13 protein-coding genes are annotated in these 17494 nt (G+C 57.8%); 8 read left to right on the plus strand and 5 right to left on the minus strand.

From position 1 onward, the window contains the following. Positions 1–46 precede the first annotated feature (46 nt). Positions 47–463 (plus strand): response regulator, encoded by a 417-nt coding sequence (locus NB063_RS20040; protein ID WP_250930544.1) that lies wholly within the window; start codon positions 47–49, stop codon positions 461–463. A gap of 21 nt (positions 464–484) precedes the next feature. Here the strand turns inward: NB063_RS20040 and NB063_RS20045 are convergent, their stop codons facing one another. The 3 genes from NB063_RS20045 to NB063_RS20055 form a co-directional block, all read right to left on the minus strand. Beyond that, a complete protein-coding gene (locus tag NB063_RS20045) occupies positions 485–1456 on the minus strand; it encodes an endonuclease/exonuclease/phosphatase family protein (RefSeq protein WP_250930545.1) in 972 nt (323 codons plus the stop codon). A 171-nt stretch (positions 1457–1627) separates the two neighbouring features. Further along, positions 1628–3385, minus strand: a complete 1758-nt coding sequence (locus NB063_RS20050; protein ID WP_250930546.1) for a hypothetical protein — start codon at positions 3383–3385, stop codon at positions 1628–1630. Between the two features lie 196 nt (positions 3386–3581). After that, the gene (locus NB063_RS20055) at positions 3582–5234 is read right to left on the minus strand and encodes a sugar ABC transporter ATP-binding protein (RefSeq protein WP_250930547.1); all 1653 of its coding nucleotides are present in this window, start codon (positions 5232–5234) and stop codon (positions 3582–3584) included. 115 nt (positions 5235–5349) lie between these two features. Between NB063_RS20055 and NB063_RS20060 the strand changes: the two genes are divergently transcribed. From NB063_RS20060 to sucD, 5 genes are all read left to right on the plus strand, one after another. Then, positions 5350–5676: an ArsR/SmtB family transcription factor gene (locus tag NB063_RS20060; protein WP_250930548.1), complete on the plus strand. Its 327-nt coding sequence runs from the start codon at positions 5350–5352 to the stop codon at positions 5674–5676. A 212-nt stretch (positions 5677–5888) separates the two neighbouring features. Further along, on the plus strand, positions 5889–6431 hold the full coding sequence (locus NB063_RS20065; RefSeq protein WP_250930549.1) for a rhodanese-like domain-containing protein: 543 nt from the start codon (positions 5889–5891) through the stop codon (positions 6429–6431). A 37-nt stretch (positions 6432–6468) separates the two neighbouring features. Beyond that, positions 6469–8169 (plus strand): FAD-dependent oxidoreductase, encoded by a 1701-nt coding sequence (locus tag NB063_RS20070; protein ID WP_250930550.1) that lies wholly within the window; start codon positions 6469–6471, stop codon positions 8167–8169. Positions 8170–8357: 188 nt separating this feature from the next. Then, positions 8358–9542, plus strand: a complete 1185-nt coding sequence (sucC, locus tag NB063_RS20075) for an ADP-forming succinate--CoA ligase subunit beta (RefSeq protein ID WP_250930551.1) — start codon at positions 8358–8360, stop codon at positions 9540–9542. 132 nt (positions 9543–9674) lie between these two features. Continuing rightward, entirely contained in the window at positions 9675–10550 is an 876-nt protein-coding gene (sucD, locus tag NB063_RS20080; protein WP_250930552.1) for a succinate--CoA ligase subunit alpha, read from the plus strand. 390 nt (positions 10551–10940) lie between these two features. Here the strand turns inward: sucD and metX are convergent, their stop codons facing one another. Together metX and NB063_RS20090 are read right to left on the minus strand one after the other, a co-directional pair. Further along, a complete protein-coding gene (metX, locus tag NB063_RS20085; RefSeq protein WP_322975249.1) occupies positions 10941–12824 on the minus strand; it encodes a homoserine O-acetyltransferase MetX in 1884 nt (627 codons plus the stop codon). Positions 12825–13001: 177 nt separating this feature from the next. Further along, on the minus strand, positions 13002–14321 hold the full coding sequence (locus tag NB063_RS20090; RefSeq protein WP_250930554.1) for an O-acetylhomoserine aminocarboxypropyltransferase/cysteine synthase family protein: 1320 nt from the start codon (positions 14319–14321) through the stop codon (positions 13002–13004). 369 nt (positions 14322–14690) lie between these two features. On the opposite strand from NB063_RS20090, the gene upp reads away from it, so the two are divergent. Together upp and NB063_RS20100 are read left to right on the plus strand one after the other, a co-directional pair. Beyond that, positions 14691–15332 (plus strand): uracil phosphoribosyltransferase, encoded by a 642-nt coding sequence (gene upp / locus NB063_RS20095; RefSeq protein ID WP_250930555.1) that lies wholly within the window; start codon positions 14691–14693, stop codon positions 15330–15332. A gap of 15 nt (positions 15333–15347) precedes the next feature. Beyond that, a complete protein-coding gene (locus NB063_RS20100; protein ID WP_250930556.1) occupies positions 15348–17087 on the plus strand; it encodes a serine/threonine-protein kinase in 1740 nt (579 codons plus the stop codon). The last annotated feature ends 407 nt before the right edge of the window (positions 17088–17494 follow it).

The raw sequence follows: 17494 nt of genomic DNA on the forward strand, positions 1-17494 counted from the left end.
ACTTTGGTGCGACGTGCAGGATGATTCGTTTGTTGGGAAATCCTTGATGAAAAAACCGATTCAACTGGTGATGTTGGTTGATGACAGTAGCCTGGACAACATGATTCACACTCGAATTCTCAAGAAGTCTGGGTTGGTGGAGGAGATCATCGCATTCGAATATGCCGAAGACGCACTGAAGTATTTGCAGAACGAAAATCACGGTGTGGATGTGATTTTTCTCGATCTCAACATGCCGAGAATGGACGGCTACGAATTCCTTGAGGAATACCATAAGCTCAGCAGCATCCAGAGAGCGAAAACGCTTGTCATGATGCTTTCGACGTCGAGCCGACCAGGCGACGCCGAGCGGGCGAAACAGTTCCCGCACGTGATCGATTACCAATCCAAACCGCTCGGTATCGAGACCCTCGAGTCGATCGTTCGCCATCATTTCAGTGATGATACTGAAGCGAGTGTGTGAGACCGGCGATGACACGAATGTTTAGTTCGTCTTAGGTCCGATCGACACGGCAACACTGCGATGATCGGACCCGCAATCTCGCCCGATGTCGTACTTCGAGCAAGCAAGGTCATCGCTTATCAAAATGTGATCGATCAGCAATCCGAATGGGAATAGCGGGCGAGCGTACCAGGACGGTCGGATCTCCCAACACGCCGCGGCTCGTTTCAGCCCAGAAGATTTCTGAAAATCGGTGAAATTGGCGTTCCAAGGTGTCAGATTGAAATCGCCCAGCAGAATGGTTCGGCCGGAACCGTTTGCGGTCGCGCGAATGTGTTTCGCCAATTCGGCGAGTTGCCGATTTCGGGTATGGAAGTTTGCTTGGCCGAGCGGCGGAATGGGATGCGTCGCGATGAGCCGGTAGTCGTCGATCAAGACTTCGAGGCTGTTGGGGGTGCCCTGCCAACGCAACTTTTGAGTGGATCGGATGGGCCGTTTGGACAAGACTCCGATCCCAAAATTGTCGGTGTCGCTTTCGTCAAACGTGTAGTGCGGATGCGATTCGGCGAAGGATTTTTGGAGTCGGTCGGCGAGGTTGGGCGAGAGTTCGATAATGGCGATAACGTCCGCGTTGATCGCAAGCAACTCGTTGATAATCTTGTCGTGCTGACGGTTGCCCGTCAGGACATTGGTTGTGACGACGCGAATCGAATCACGGGGATCGAGTTCGGCCGAGTCGTCGAGCGTGCCCAAGTTCATCCCTGCCAAATTGATGAGTAGAAGTCCGGCGGCGGATCCGGCAATCCACCAACGCTGCATCAAAAGCGAAATCACGAGGATGACCACGATCGTGATCAAGCCTTGGATCCGCAGGTTGGCGACAGTATCGAATGTCCAGTGAACCCGCGCAAACATGGCGGCGCAGGTCGCCACAGCGAGCACCGCGGACAGAATTACGAGAAAGGCATCGACGCTTTTGATGATGTGTGGCATCCGGCCAGGATAACGTAGCACGGACGTGCGTTCACGGCCCCAGAGTTTCATCCTGTTCTGGCAATCGTTTACGGGCGTGCCAGTGGATGTCGACGACGGCGCATGAAAAAACGTCGGCCTCCTTGTGAGAGGCCGACGCTATTTTGCAAAACGTTGCGGCAAGCGACACGCTTACCGCTTCGTGGGGGATGACTAGCAACCGCAGCCGCAACCGGTGACCGGAGCCGAACCACATCCGCAACCGGCTGATCCGGCAGGAGCAGCCGATCCGCCCGAGCCACTGCCCGAGACAGGAACTTCAACCGTTTGTGGGACCATGACGGTCTTGGTCACTTGAACTTCCTTCTGAACCTGAACAGGAACGCAGACGGTGTAGTCTTCAGTCACTGTTTCTTTGACTTGTTCCATGACGGTCACTTCGTAAGGAACTTCTTCGCTCACGGTGTCGCACTCGATGACGGTGTATTCGCGAGTTTTCTCTTGCGGCACCATCACGGTGACGGTGCGTTGACGCGTTTCGGTCGTCATCGACGTCTTAGGAACCATACGAGTTCGAGTTTCAGCAACCATCGTGGTCACGTTCTTGTTGCGAACGCGAGTTTCGGTTTGGCAGCTGGTCTTCGCAACGAGGCGCGTACGTTGTTCGGTGCGAGTCTTACGAACTTGGTACTCTTGAGTACGTTGTTCTTGACGGCAACGACGTACCGCAACTTGGCGAGTACGTGTTTCCATACGAGTGCGAGTCACAGGCACGACGCAAGTGCGCGTTTCGACGCGGCAACGTTTCACGTTGACCATGCGAGTGCGAGTTTCGCAGCGGTATTTCGTGACCGAAACAGGACGTGTGCGGGTTTCGCTACGGCACTTGGTCACGTTGTACGTGTAAGGCTGCTCAACGTTTTGAGTCGTGTAGGTCGTGTAAGGAACTTGTTCGCAAACAACGTTTGGAACCCAAACCTTGCGAGTGACGGTGGTGGCCGATGAGCTGCCACATCCGCCGCAGCCATCGCCACAACCGCATGAGCTGCAGCAGCAACACGAGCCACAACCTCCGCACGAAGCCGATCCGCAGCCGCTATCAGCAGGGACTTCTTCGGTGACGCACTGGTAGCTGCCCATGTCTTTGCTGACGGTGCGGTACTTGGTAACTGGAACGCGTTGGCAAACGGTGCGGGTACCCGTCATTGTTTCCGTGTAAGGAACGCTAACGGTGTAGCTGACTTCGCTGGTTTCCGTGTAAGGAACGCGAGCTGTGTACGTTTGAGCGACTTGCTCGACGTAAGGAACCTTGACCGAGTAGGTTTTCTCAACGTTCTCGGTGTAAGGAACGCAAACGTTGTAGCTTTTTTCAACCATTTCGGTGTAAGGGACGTTAACGGTGTAGGTGCGAGTTGCCGTTTCGGTGTAAGGGACACACACGGTGTAAGGAACTTCGACTTGAGTCGTGACAGGAACTTGAACCGAGTAGGTTTCTTCAACAACTTCGGTCTTAGGAACCATAGCCGTGTAAGTTTCTTCGACTTCGGTCGTCACAGGAACTTGAACGGTGTAGTCTTGGGTTTGCTCAGTCGGGACCATGACGGTGTAGGTTTCCGTCTTAGTAACTTCACGCGGAACTTGCTTGTTAACGGTGCGTGTACGAGTTTCGGTGCGTGGAACGCACTTGATGACATCGTACGACCGTTGACGAGTTTCTTGTTTCATTTCGGTGACGGTCACCATTTGGGTTTCGGTGACTTGCGTCGGGACCATGACCGTTTGGGTCGTCATGGCAGGGCCGCTGCCGCCATCGGCGATCACTGCGGGGCCGGCTGAATCGCCAGCGAGCGTGTCGGAGCATCCGCCACATGCGACCACGGGGGCTGGCGAGCCACAGCACTGGGCGTTGGCGACGGGGCCGTACGCCATGGCAGTCAGCGCGACTGCGAGCGTTAGAGACAGTTTCTTCACGAGAGTTTCCTTGGGGGGGACAAGACAGTCGGACCGTCTACCGACGACCGAGCAAACTAGAGGGTTAGACGCAGGCTAGTTTGACGGGCACTTCTGTCCACTCATGAATCAGAACCCCTATCGGAAAACCGCGGCCGCTCACAAGTTATTCCGTTGATACGGACTATGCGGATTGAGGGCGTGAGAGCGTTGTTCGCTACCCGATGGCGGCGGTAAGGAGTTCGTGTTCGGTCCACTGGGACGTCTCGCGGACGTCCGTCAGAACGCCGCGCGAAAAGACGCCGATGGAATCGCAAACACCCAACAGTTCGGGTAAATAGCTGCTGACTAGCAGGATCGCTTTCCCCGACGCCGCCAATTCGCCGATCTGGCGATAGATCACTCCTTTACTGCCAATGTCGATCCCGCGGGTCGGTTCGTCGAGTAGCAGGATTTCGCAATCATGGTGCAGGAGGCGAGCCAACGCGATCTTCTGTTGATTGCCTCCCGAGAGTTCACCGATCGGCTGTTGAGCTGAGGAGGCTTTCACGTCGAGTCGCTGCATCCAGGTTTGTGTCGATCGTGACATCGCCCCAATGTCGAGCAGTCCGGCTTTGCGGTAGGAGTCCATCCGCGTGATCGTGAGGTTGTCGGTCAAACTTCGATCGAGAAACAAGCCTTCGTTCTTGCGATCTTCTGAAACCAACCCCATCGAGTCACGCACCCAGCTGAGGTCCGGTCGACGAGGTGCCGGCGGTTTGCCTGCGACGCAGACCACGCCGTCGGTGATGGCATCGAGGCCGAAGATCGCCCGCAGGGTTTCGGTGCGTCCTGCACCGATCAAGCCCGCGATGCCAAGGATTTCACCACGATGTAATTGGAAGCTGACCGATCGTGGGCCTGCTTCTGAGCAAACCTGTTTGACTTCCAAAGCCACTTCGCCTCGGGTGTGGGTGAATTTTGGATACAGGTCCGACATGTCACGGCCGACCATGTAGCGGATAATCTGGTCCATGGGGGTTGGCGGATCGTCATCGGCAACGGCTGGTGATTGGACGTTGGCGTCGTCGACGTCAGTTCGTTCGTCGTCGGTGTGTTTGGTGACCGACGGCAGATTTGCCTGATCGGAATGCTCGCCCGGCATCCGCCCCGTCGCGACCGTGCGGCCATCGCGGAGCACCGTAAACCGGTCGGCGATGCGTTCGCATTCTTCGAGGAAGTGGCTGATGTATAAAATGCTGACGCCATCTGCGGCGAGTCGTTCGATGACATCAAAGAGGCGTTGAGTGTCGACTTGAGTCAGGCTGCTCGTCGGTTCGTCGAGGATCAACAGTTTGAGTGAGCTGGATGAATTGTTCGTCGACGTGACGACGGCGCGGGCGATTTCAACCATCTGTTGTTCGGCGATCGAAAGTTCTCCGGCTTGTCGATCGAGCGACAGATGGCCGCAGTTGAGTTTCTGTAATGCTTCGGTCGCCCATTGTCGCTCGGCAGCCCGATCTACCCAGCCGACTCCCCGGGCGAGTCGCCTGATCGTCGTGCCCGACGTTCGTGGTTCGCGGCCGAGTGTGATGTTTTCGCAAACCGAGAGATCTGGGGCGAGGTTGAGCTCCTGGTAGATCATTGCGATGCCGATCGACTGCGAATCACGCGGGCCGGCGAAGTCGACGAGTTCTCCATCAAATCGGATTTCACCCTCATCGGGGCGATGGGCGCCGCTGAGAACCCGCATCAGGGTGCTTTTGCCGGCCCCGTTTTCGCCGATGATCGCATGCACTTCGCCCGGCTGGACATTCAAGTCCACCCCATCGAGTGCCCGAGTGGCCCCGAACGATTTTCGAATTCCAGTGAGCGTGAGCCTTGGGATCATGTGCAAACCGCCAGGAAAAGCTCAATTGACATATCGTAACCTTCCGATATATTGACAAGCAGGGAGAATCAATCGTACGACCAACACTTCGATCCGAAATGACTCACGCAGAAATATGAAAAAAGGTACCGCCAAAACGATCGTCGCCACCAAGCCGAAGGGGAGTGTGCAGGAGCTCGGCGACGCCGCCGAGTGTCTCAAAACCCTTGCCCACCCGGTTCGGTTGAGGATGGTCCAGTTGCTGTTGCACGGTCGGTATACCGTCGGTGAATTGGCCGCCGACTGCGAAGTCCCGGACAACGTCGCCTCGGAGCACCTGCGGTTGATGCAGCGGTGTGGTTTTTTCACCAGTGAGCGTGAGGGACGCCGCGTATTCTACCAAGTCGCCGAACCTCATTTGGAAAAACTGATGGCGTGTATCGAGGGGCGTTTTTTATCTTAGGGCAACCTGACTGAATCAACTCGGAATCGACGTAGCGGTTCGTCGATCCTTGCAAAACTTTTTTCCGTTCGACCGCAATCTTCTCGCTGAAATGTTCTGCCGCAGGACCTCGCGACATCACTCGGGGTAGCGGGCAAAACAATACGGTGGATCGCTCACCGTGTTCCTTTTTATATCTCGTCAAATCCCAACCTAACGAAGTAGGGCTGCTTATGAAAACGATCTCTGTCCACGAACTCGCCCGACTGCAGGCCGAACAACCGGTGAGCTTGATCGACGTGCGGATGCCCACTGAGTTTCGTGAAGTCCACGCCGAATGCGCTCACAACGTGCCGTTGGATGCGTTGGAGCCAGATCGTGCTGTCGAAATGTACGGTCAGAAAAATCGACCGTTGTATGTGATCTGCAAAAGTGGTGGCCGATCGGAAATGGCCTGCAAGCAGTTGATGGCAGCCGGATACGATAACGTGGTGAGTGTTGACGGCGGCACGGAGGCTTGGGATCGAGCCGGGCTACCTGTCATCCGTGGCAAGAAGGCGGTTTCGCTCGAACGACAAGTGCGCATTGTTGCCGGGTCGCTCGTGTTAATTGGTGCCGTTTTGGCGATGGTGGTGAATCCCGTCTACGCGGGGCTGTCGGCGTTCATCGGTGCGGGATTGGTCTTTGCCGGAGTGACCGATACGTGTGGCATGGGCATGATGCTCGCGAAGATGCCTTGGAATCGCTGCCAAACTCATGCCTGTCAAGTGAAATAACGTCCGTTCTCTCTTTCCGTTTTATTTTGGATACGCCATGAAGATTGTGATCATTGGGGCCGTTGCTGGTGGAGCCTCGGCAGCCGCTCGGGCAAGACGACTGAGCGAAGACGCGGAAATTGTTTTGCTCGAACGAGGTCCCGAACCTTCGTTTGCCAATTGTGGGTTGCCGTATTACGTCGGCGGGAAAATTGAATCTCGCGACAAGCTTCTCGTGGCGCCCGCTCAGCGACTTCGCGAGCGTTACCGTCTCGATGTTCGCACGCTGAGCGAAGTGACGGCGATCAATCGGAGCCAAAAAACGGTATCCGTTCGGGATCTAAAAACGGGTGATTATTATGAGGAGAGCTATGACAAACTGATCTTTGCGACGGGAGCATCAGCATTCAAACCGAACATTCCGGGCATCGACGGTGACCGGATCATGAGTCTGCGCGATTTGCCGGATGCCGATCGATTGCATGCTCAGGTGACGTTGAAGAGCGGGGCGAAGGCCGCGGCTCAGCGGGTTGTTGTCGTGGGCGCCGGTTTTATCGGGATCGAGGTGGTGGAAAACATGGTCCACCGTGGCGTCGATACGACGTTGATTGAGTTATCCGATCAAATCCTGCCGCCATGGGATCGCGAGATGATCGAGCCGCTTCATGCGGTGCTCGCTGATCAAGGCGTGCACGTGCATCTGAGTGACTCAGCGGTGCGGTTCGAGGACGATGGAACCGAATTGATCGTGCATTTGAACTCGGGCACGGTTGTGCGTGCTGATTTTGCGGTCGTAAGCATCGGTGTGCGCCCGGAGAACACGCTGGCCCTCGACGCCGGCTTGGCCTGCGGCGATCGTGGCGGGGTGATCACCAACGAGTCTATGCAAACCGACGACCCGGATATCTACGCGGTGGGCGATGTCGCCGAAGTGCGTTGTTCGATCACAGGCGACGCGACGCAGATTCCGCTGGCGGGACCGGCCAATCGGCAGGGACGGATCGCGGCGGATCATCTCTTTGGTAGGGAATCGAAATACCGAGGGACTCAGGGGACCGCGATCGTTGGCGTTTTTGGACGAGCCGCGGCGATGACGGGATTGAGTGAAAAAATGTTGCGGCGGTCAGGACGTTCTTTCGAGAAAGTCTACATCCATCCCGCCGATCACGCGGGGTACTATCCCGGTGCGACCGCGATGAGTCTGAAGCTATTGTTTGATCCCGAAGGCGGTGAGATTCTTGGTGCTCAGGCGGTCGGTACCAATGGAGTGGACAAGCGGATCGACGTGATCGCGATGGCGATCCAGGCCGGCATGACGGTCTACGATCTCGAGGAAGCCGAGTTGTGCTACGCCCCGCAATTCGGATCGGCGAAAGATCCGGTCAACATGGCTGGCTTTGTCGCCTCCAGCGTTCTGCGTGGCGATCAGCCGATCGTGCACGCGGCCGAGGTTATTGAGTCGGTCGCCGGTGAACCAGCGGTCGCTAGCGATCGACACGGGTTTTTGCTGGACGTGCGGACACCGTCTGAGTTTTCGGCGGGCCACGTCGAAGGTGCGGTCAACATTCCGCTCGAGCAGCTCCGCGAGCATCTCGACGAATTGCCGCGAGAGCGAGAAATTGTCGTTTATTGCAAAGTCGGGCAACGGGGATACATGGCGACGAGGTTGCTGGCGCAGAAGGGGTTCCAGGTCAAGAATCTCAGCGGCGGGTACACGACCTACTTGCGCGCCGAAACGCCGCAGTCCGTCTTGGCGTGAGCGGATCGACGGGCCACGCGGCGATCTGGGTGTGAGAAGGGATTTGGCTGTGAGGGAGGCACGTGTGAGGAATCTATAGGCGGGAACGGGAGGAGCCCCGTGGTCAGTTTTCGTGAGGCGGCGTATATTTCCCACCTGCGTCATTGAACCACAAACTACCCCTGACCCGACCTGCGGGATTCGTCCTGATGAAAATTCACGAGTATCAAGGAAAAGAACTCTTCCGCGCCGCTGGCGTCCCCGTGCTCGAAGGGCACATGGTGACCACGCCTGAAGAAGCAGCGGCCGCGTATGAGAAGCTTGGCGGGAAAATTGCCGTCGTCAAAGCCCAGATCCACGCCGGCGGGCGAGGAAAGGGGAACATTATCGACAACCCGGACCAAAAAGGTGTCGTGTTGTGCAAATCCGCTGAGGAAGCCAAAGCGGCTGCGGCGGGATTGCTCGGCAAAAAACTCGTCACCATCCAAACCGGTCCTGAAGGCCAAACGGTCGGAAAGGTCTTCGTCGAAGCCGGTTGCGATATCGCCCGCGAGCTGTATCTCGGGATCGTCGTCGATCGCGTCTCGTGCAAGCCCGTTCTGATGGTCAGCACCGAGGGTGGGGTTGAGATCGAGAAGGTTGCTGAGGAAACACCTGAGTTGATCCACAAGGAAGGTTTTGATCCGGCGATCGGATTGGAACCATTCCAAGTTCGCAAGATTTGCAAGAAGCTCGGCATCGAAGGTGCCGCGGCCAAGAGTGCGTTCAAGTTCATGACCGCCATGTGCCGTTTCTTCATCGACTACGATTGCTCGCTCGCCGAGATCAACCCGCTCGTCATCACCGGTTCAGGTGAGATGATTGCATTGGACGCCAAGATCACTTTTGACGAGAACGCGATGTTCCGTCACAAGGATCTCGAGTCGCTGCGTGACCTCAGCGAAGAGGAAGAGAGTGAGATCCGAGCGGGCAAGGCGGGGTTGAGCTACGTCAAGCTCGATGGAAACATCGCTTGTTTGGTCAACGGTGCCGGTCTGGCGATGTCGACGATGGACATCATCAAGTATCACGGCGGAGAGCCCGCGAACTTCCTCGATGTCGGTGGCGGTGCCAACGCGGCTCAAGTCACCGAGGCGTTCCGGATCTTGTTGTCGGACAAGAACTGCAAGGGCGTGCTCGTCAATATCTTCGGCGGCATCGCACGTTGCACCACGATCGCGTCAGCGTTGATCGAAGCGAGCAAAGAGGTCGGCTTTACCGTCCCGCTCGTCGTGCGACTCGAAGGCACCGAAGTCGAAGAAGGTCGAAAGATGCTCGAAGAGAGCGATGTCGATGTGATCACGGCAGTCGACCTCACCGATGCGGCCAAGAAGATCGTCGCCGCAACTGCGTAGGCTCAACGTACGGTCAGCCGGGAGCAGTTGGCTCCTGGCTGCCAGCTTCAAAAACTCATTCATCTCACTCCTCCTGTCACGCCAAAGCAAGAAAAGCTGATCGCGGGCAGCAAAAAGCTAAAAGCTATCCTCATGAGTATTCTGGTCGATAAAAATACGAAAGTGATTTGCCAAGGAATCACGGGCAATGCGGGCAAGTTCCACGCGATGGGTTGCCGCGACTACGGCACGCAACTCGTCGGCGGCGTTACGCCTGGTAAGGGCGGGCAAGATGTCGAAGGCATGCCGGTTTTTGACACCGTCGAAGAAGCGGTTCAGCAAACCGGTGCCGACGCCACGATGATCTTCGTGCCACCTCCGTTCACCGCCGACGCGATCCTCGAAGCCGTCGACGCCGGTATTCGAATCATCGCCGCGATCACCGAAGGTGTGCCTGTCATCGACATGGTTCGCGTCTATGAAAAGGTCAAAGCGAGCGGTTCCATTCTGATCGGTCCGAACTGCCCAGGCCTGATCACCCCCGGTGAGTGCAAGATCGGGATCATGCCCGGTTACATTCACACCCCCGGCAAGATCGGCGTGATGAGCCGTTCGGGAACATTGACCTACGAAGCGGTTTGGCAAACCAGCAGTTTGAAGCTGGGACAGAGCACCTGCGTCGGTCTGGGTGGCGACCCGATCGTCGGCACGAACTACATCGACCTGTTCAAGCTGTATCAGGAAGATGACCAAACCGAAGCGATCTTGATGATCGGCGAAATCGGAGGCAGTGCCGAAGAAGAGGCCGCCGCTTACGTCAAAGAGCACGTGACCAAGCCGGTTGCCGCGTTCATCGCCGGCCGCACGGCACCTCCCGGCAAACGCATGGGACACGCTGGTGCAATCATCAGCGGCGGTAAGGGAACGGCTGAAGAAAAGGTTGCCGCTCTCGAAGACGCCGGAATCGTCGTCGCACCAAGCCCAGCCGAAATGGGCGAAGCAGTCCTCAAGGCGATCAAGCAAGCCTAAGGCGATTGAGCGGACGGTCGACGCCCAAAACGCGTCGTCGTCTCGGATTTTGTGCCGTGCATCATCGAGTGCCGAAGGCACGGCATTTGATTAACCATGGACGCCAGTCCATGGTTGCGGGTTACCTCGTCTTTTAGCGGAACGGCGCAAGCGGGCTGTTGTTTTAGGCGTTTCGCAAAAATTAGTGAGCCGACAGCGCTAGCTGCGGGCCTCCAATGGGCACGTACTAGCCGTTAGGCCCGCGGCTAGCGCCGTCGGCTCACAAAAACAACAGCCCGCGAGCCGTCCGGTCCCGAGTCACGGAGCGGCTCGCACCATTTCGCTACATCTCAAATCCCGCAGTAACGCAATCAATGTCCCGAAGACACGGCATTCGTCGCTGCGGATTGCTCAGTCGCGGTGGATGACCATCACCGCCGTGTCGGCGTTCAGGTTCGGAGTTTCCCCCGCATCGATGTGGCGTGATTGGCTGACGTCCCAGTAGATCTCCTGGTCGATCGTGACGCCCATCTTGACCAGCAGGTCATGGACGTCAGCGATGGTGGGAAAGCGTCGGTTCGGGGTGTCGTGCCAGTCGAAGTCGAATTCGCCCGGTGCTCGTGGTGAACGGCCGCGTGTGACGTAGTCGTCGCGGAGTGCCTTGTATCCGAAGTTGGGGAAGCTGATGATCGCTCGCTTGCCCACACGCAGCATCTCTTCGAGCAGCGCGACAACGTTTTCGACTGCCTGCAGCGTCGCGTTGAGAATGACGACGTCGAACTGGTTGTCGATGAACGCGGGCAGTCCGTTGTTAAGGTCATAGTCGATGACGTCGATGCCACGCATGGCGGTCGCCAGGATGTTTTCCTGTGCAACTTCGACACCCATTAATCGCATCGGTGTGTTCGAGTGTCGTGCGCGAATCGCAGCGAGGAGTTCACCGCTTCCGCAACCGAGGTCGAGCACGCTGTTTCCGGCCGGGATCAGATCGAGGATCGATTCTTCGGCAACGGTTAGTTGCACCGGGGGTTCGGTGTCGTTCGGCTTGGCCGCCGGTGAGCCGGTGTCTTGTGGTTTTTGAGTGGATTGCCACAGTCGTTCTTGGACCAGCGGCCCGTAAGTCGCCATGTCGCGTGCGATGAGGAATGCGTCGTGGCCGGCGTCGGTGGTGATTTCAGCGTAGGTCACTCGTTTGTCGAGTGCGGTCAGCGCGTTGACGATCTCACGAGACTGGGCGGGTGGGAACAACCAATCGCTACTGAAACTGATCAACAGGAAGTCGCACGTGCATTCGTCGAACGTTTCCATTAGTTTCAACCGGGTGCCGCCCAGGTCGAAAAGGTCCATCGCCATCGAGAGCGTGATGTAACTGTTGGCGTCGAAGCGGGTGGTGAATTTTTGACCTTGGTGGGCCAGGTACGATCCGATGCTGAAGCGTTGTTCGAATTGCGAAGCGATTTGCCGTGGGTCGTGCCGGTCGGGATCGAATTTCGCCTCCATCGCTTCGACGCTCAGGTAGGTGATGTGCCCGAGCATGCGGGCGATGGCGAGCCCGGTGTCGGGGCGTTGTGGTCGGCCGTAATATTGTCCGCCCTGAAAATGAGGGTCGGTTTGAATGGCATTGCGGGCGATCACGTCAAAGCCGAGTGCTTGGCTCGTCAGGCGTGGGGAGGTCGCGATCGCAATGCAGGTTTGGGTGCAATCGGGATAACGGCTGACCCACTGCAAGGCTTGGTGGCCGCCGAGAGATCCGCCCACGACGGCCCGCCATTTCTTGATGCCGAGATGGTCAGCAAGTCGACGCTGGACTTCGACCATGTCACCGATGGTGATGCGTGGAAAGTCAGCGCCGTATGGGATTTCGGTCGCGGTTTGTCCGCCCGCGGGATCCCCGTCGCCGTTGTCTTCGGGGCCGCGTGAGACCCATCGCAGGTCGCCGGGGCCGGTTGTTCCGCGGCAGCCGCCGAGCACGTTGGGGCACACGACAAAGAATCGATTGGTGTCGATCGGGAGTCCCGGACCGATCAGCCCGTCCCACCATCCAGGTTGATCATCCTCGTCGTGGCGCGCGGCGTGGGAGTCACCGGAGACGGCATGGCAAACCAAGACCGCATTGGAGGCATCTGCGTTAAGTGTGCCCCAGGTTTCGAAGCAGCAGCGGATTCTCGGCAGTTCGCCGCCCCGCTCCAAAGACAACGGTTCGTCGAACCAAACGGTCTGTGCATGGACGAGTGGCTCATCGCTGCGGATGTCGTCGGTGCTAAAACTCTCGTCGGTGGTCGCCATGCCTTGCATTCGTTGTCGCTTCGACTCGGGTGGGCTCGAAGCGTCTCGTTCAAGCTAGTGAGGATTACGGCCGAGCAATTGCCCTACCGCGGTTGGAATCTGTTTTGTCGTTCTGTTCAAAACGCGTCGGAGGCAAACCGCCTCCAACGCGTTTGTGTGAAATGGACAAAAGTCCTCGTGTTCCGCCTAGGCGGTCGCGGTCGCGAGGGCTTGTTTCAGGTCGTCGATGATATCGGCGCTGTCTTCGATCCCGATCGACATGCGAATGTACTCGGGGCTCACACCGGCACGGGTTTGCTCTTCCGCGGAGAGTTGTTGGTGCGTGGTGCTGGCCGGATGGATGACGAGTGTTTTGGCATCGCCGATGTTGGCCAAGTGTGAGCACAGTTTGCAGGCGTTGATGAACTTCTTGCCCGCTTCCATGCCGCCCTTGATTCCGAAACCGAGGATCGCACCCTTGCCGTTGGGCAGGTACTTTTCCGCGTTAGCGAAATGTTTGTGCGTTTGGAGTCCGGGGTAGTTCACCCATTCCACAGCGTCGTGGCCTTCGAGGAACTCGGCGATCTTGAGTGCGTTTTCGCAGTGCCGCGGCATCCGCAGGTGCAGCGTTTCGATGCCCATCAGGAACAGGAACGCGGCGAACGGGCTCATCGCCGCGCCGGTATCACGCAGCCAGTGGGTGCGGATGTGGATGTTGTAGGCGATGTTCCCCATTCCACGCAGGTGTTCTTCGAAAACGGCACCGTGATACGAAGGCGACGGGGCGCAGAACTCAGGCCATTTCTCAGGCTGGTCCGCCCACTTGAAGTTGCCGCTGTCGATGATGGCACCACCGATGTGAACGCCGTGGCCACCCAAGAATTTGGTCGTGCTGTAGATCACGATGTCGACGCCGTGCTCGATCGGGCGGAGCAACATCGGGGTCATCACGGTGTTGTCGCACAGGACTGGCAATGCACCGTGGGGGGCCGTGTGAGCGGCTTTGGTGATCGCCTTGAAGTCCGGCACATCGTTACGTGGGTTGCCGATGCTCTCCATGTAGACCAGACGCGTGTTCTCGTCGACGAGACCGTGGATCTCTTCAGGGTTGTCTGGATTAAAGAAGCGAACTTCGATGCCGAGGTTTTTAAGCGTTTGGGTGAACAGGGTCCACGTTCCGCCATAGAGCGATGTGCTGCTGACGATGTTTTGGCCGCTGTGGGCGATCGTCAAAATGGCTGCCGTGATCGCGGCTTGCCCGGATGCGAAACACAGGCCCGTGACACCGCCGTCCATCGCCGCCAGACGTTTTTCCAAAACGTCCACCGTCGGGTTCATCAACCGGCTGTAGATGTTGCCGAATTCGGTCAGGCCGAATAGAGCCGCCGCATGATCGGTGCTGTCGAACTGATAGCTCGTCGTGGCGTAAATCGGCACCGCACGGGATTTGGTTGTCGGGTCGGCAACCTGTCCGGCATGGAGGGCTTGGGTTGCGATGCGATGGTTAGCGGAAGCGTCTTCAGACATCGTTGGTTCGCGGGGTTATATGGGGAGAAGCGGAGACGCGGAATCGTTTTCGATGAAATGCATTCCGAGAACTGATTTCAAGAACCGAGCATTTTGGTCGATCTCGGCACTGAAAACGAGGGGCAAACTAGCAGATTTGCCTCTATCATGGGATAGGCCCGCAACCCCGGCAGCGGGCGTGCACAAAATGGGGGGCGAGTGACGCCCAGGCGTTCAGTTCGTCGTGTTGAGGCGTCGCGTGACAGGCACCTGAACGAGTCTCCAGCGGGAATTTCGCCTCGTTGATCGCCTACCTGTCGTTTCACGGTGCTTTCCAATAGATTGCTACCACACCGAACCGAGCGACGACGCCTTTTCCGGATCGAACCGATGACGCTTAATCAAGTCTTCCTTCTTGACCATCCCTTGGTCTCACATCACCTGACTGTGCTCCGCGATCGTGCGACACGCCCGAGTGAGTTCCGGGCCGGTGTCGCGAGGCTGGCCATGTTGATCGGGGTTCACGCAACCGAAGACATTCCGTTGCGAGACGTCGAGGTCGAGACGCCCATCATGGCGGCGACTTGCCAGCGTCTGGACGCTGAGATTGGGATCGTTCCTGTCCTGCGGGCTGGACTCGGGATGGTGGACCCGTTGCTCGAGCTGCTTCCCGACGCGTCGGTTTGGCATTTGGGTTTGTATCGCAACGAAGAAACCGCGGAACCGGTCGGGTATTACGACAAACTGCCCCGTACGAACGCTGCCGACGTTGCCTTCGTCCTCGATCCGATGCTGGCGACCGGCGGCAGCATCGATATGGTCGTTCGCCGTTTGCAGGAATGGGGCGTGTCAGACATCCGTGTGTTGAGCATCATCGCTGCGCAGCCGGGGATCGATCGAGTCACTCGGGATTTCCCTGACGTTAAGATTTATGTGGCGGCGATCGACCCGTCGCTCAATGAGGACGCCTTCATCGTTCCCGGCCTGGGGGATGCGGGGGATCGCATCTTTGATACGCCGCAGTCGGATTGAACCCACGAAGTTTTAATGAGCACGCCGGACACGGATCGAGACGAACACGAACAGCGTCTGGCCGATGTCCTGGCGGAGATGGCCGACCGCATCTGCCACGGCGAAATGGCGGATTTGGAGGTCGCGTGTCGGGAATATCCTGAGCTCGCGCCCGATCTCAGGCATCTCTGGGGAGCCGTCTTGGTGACCGATACCGCGGGCGCCGTCCGTGATGAAACACCTGGACGAAGAACCCCAGTCGCTTCCTTGACCGGTGTTCCGTCATCGGGTTCGCCCACCGACGAAACGTTATCGAGTTCGGACGGCGATGCGGTGCCCGAAGATGATCCCGGACTGCTATCGCGCGGTTTAAGATTGCCGACCACGATCGGCGACTACGATCTGATTGAGGAAATCGGTCGCGGCGGTATGGGCGTCGTGTTCCGTGCTCGCCAGCGGTCGCTCGACCGCGAAGTCGCGATCAAGATGATCTTGCGTGGGAGATTGGCCAGCGACGCGGACATGCAGCGTTTTCTCGCAGAGGCGTCCGCGACTGCTTCGCTGGAACATGTCGGAATCGTCCCCGTCTACGAAGTGGGTGACGTCGACGGCCGGCCGTTCTTTAGCATGAAGTTGATTGAAGGCGAAACGCTGGCACAGAAGGTTGCCGAAGCACCCATGAATGCGCGAGAAGCGTGTGAGATGGTCATCGCGGTCGCGGAAGCGGTCGCGGTGGCTCACGCGGCGGGGATTTTGCACCGGGATATTAAGCCGAGCAATATTTTGTTCGGTCGCCAAGGTTATCCCATGCTGACCGATTTCGGTTTGGCTAAACACATCGGCACCAAAGCCGATTTGACCCGGAGCGGCATGTTGGTCGGCACGCCGGCATACATGTCCCCCGAACAGGCCTCAGGCAGCCGGCGGGATGTCGGTGTGGCCAGCGATGTGTATTCGCTCGGTTGTGTGCTGTACTACGCATTGACCGGGCGGGCGCCGTTTGTCGGTGACTCGGCGATGGAGCTCGTGATGCAGGTGATCGAGCAAGACCCGACTCCGCCGCGTGCCCTGCGTCCGGGGTTGGATCGTGATTTGGAAATGATCGTCACGCGTTGTCTGCAGAAGCCCGCCGACTTGCGTTACCAAACAACCGGCGAGTTGATCAAGGATTTGAAAGCCTATTTGGCGGACGAACGCGTTTCGGCTCGCAGCGGACATTTCAACCAAGTCATTGCCCGAATGTTTCGAGACACCCATCATGCCGCCGTCCTCGAAAAATGGGGGCTGTTGTGGATGTGGCATTCGTTGGTGCTGATGGTGGCGAGCCTTTTGACGTGGCAGATGTCGCTGGCGGGAATCGAACGTCGATCAATCTACGTCGGCGTGTGGGTGCTCGGAGTGGGCGCTTGGGCGGCGGTGTTTTGGAAGCTGCGTCAACGGATGGGGCCGGTCACGTTCATCGAGCGACAGGTCGCCCACGTGTGGGGCTCGAGCATGATCGCGATCGCGATGCTTTTCCCGCTGGAGTGGTGGTTGGGCCTCGAGGTTCTCAGTCTCGCGCCAATGCTCGGCGTGATCAGCGGGATGGTGTTTATCGTCAAGGCCGGAATGCTGACGGGGGCGTTTTATCTGCAGGCAATCTCGCTGCTGTCGGCCAGCGTCGCGATGGCGGTGTTTCCGCGACACGCGCATTTGATCTTTGGAATCGTTGCCGCGGGGTGCTTCTTCTTTCCCGGATTGAAATACAAGCGACAACGCAGCGTGACAGAAGATTGATCCGCTGGACCGCGTCGGCCGACGCGCACGATCCCCCGCAGCGAAACACAAACGCAAATCGGGTTCCCAGCGGGCATCTTCTGGTTTTGGGTCGGGCGACTCCGGCATCCATGATTATCGAGTAAGGAGCGAGTACTTTTTTCGCCCGTACTTTTTTCTCCATTGTCGGTTCTTCCCAGAAGTAGCATCGGCGGTGCAGCGGCCTATGTGCGTAGTCACCGGGAAGAGTTATGCCGGTTTAGAGAGGACGTGTCGCTATCCCTTTCGCGTTTAAGCAGCTACATAGAAGTGATTCGATATAACGACAATTCCGCTGCTCGTGATCGGTTCGGCGTAGGCCGGACCAAGGAGCCTAAGCGACGCAGTTCCGGCACGACTGAGCGCGTGAATGCCGGAACTCGCAAAGC

Source organism: Aporhodopirellula aestuarii, from assembly GCF_023701485.1.
Taxonomy (GTDB): Bacteria; Planctomycetota; Planctomycetia; order Pirellulales; family Pirellulaceae; genus Rhodopirellula; species Rhodopirellula aestuarii.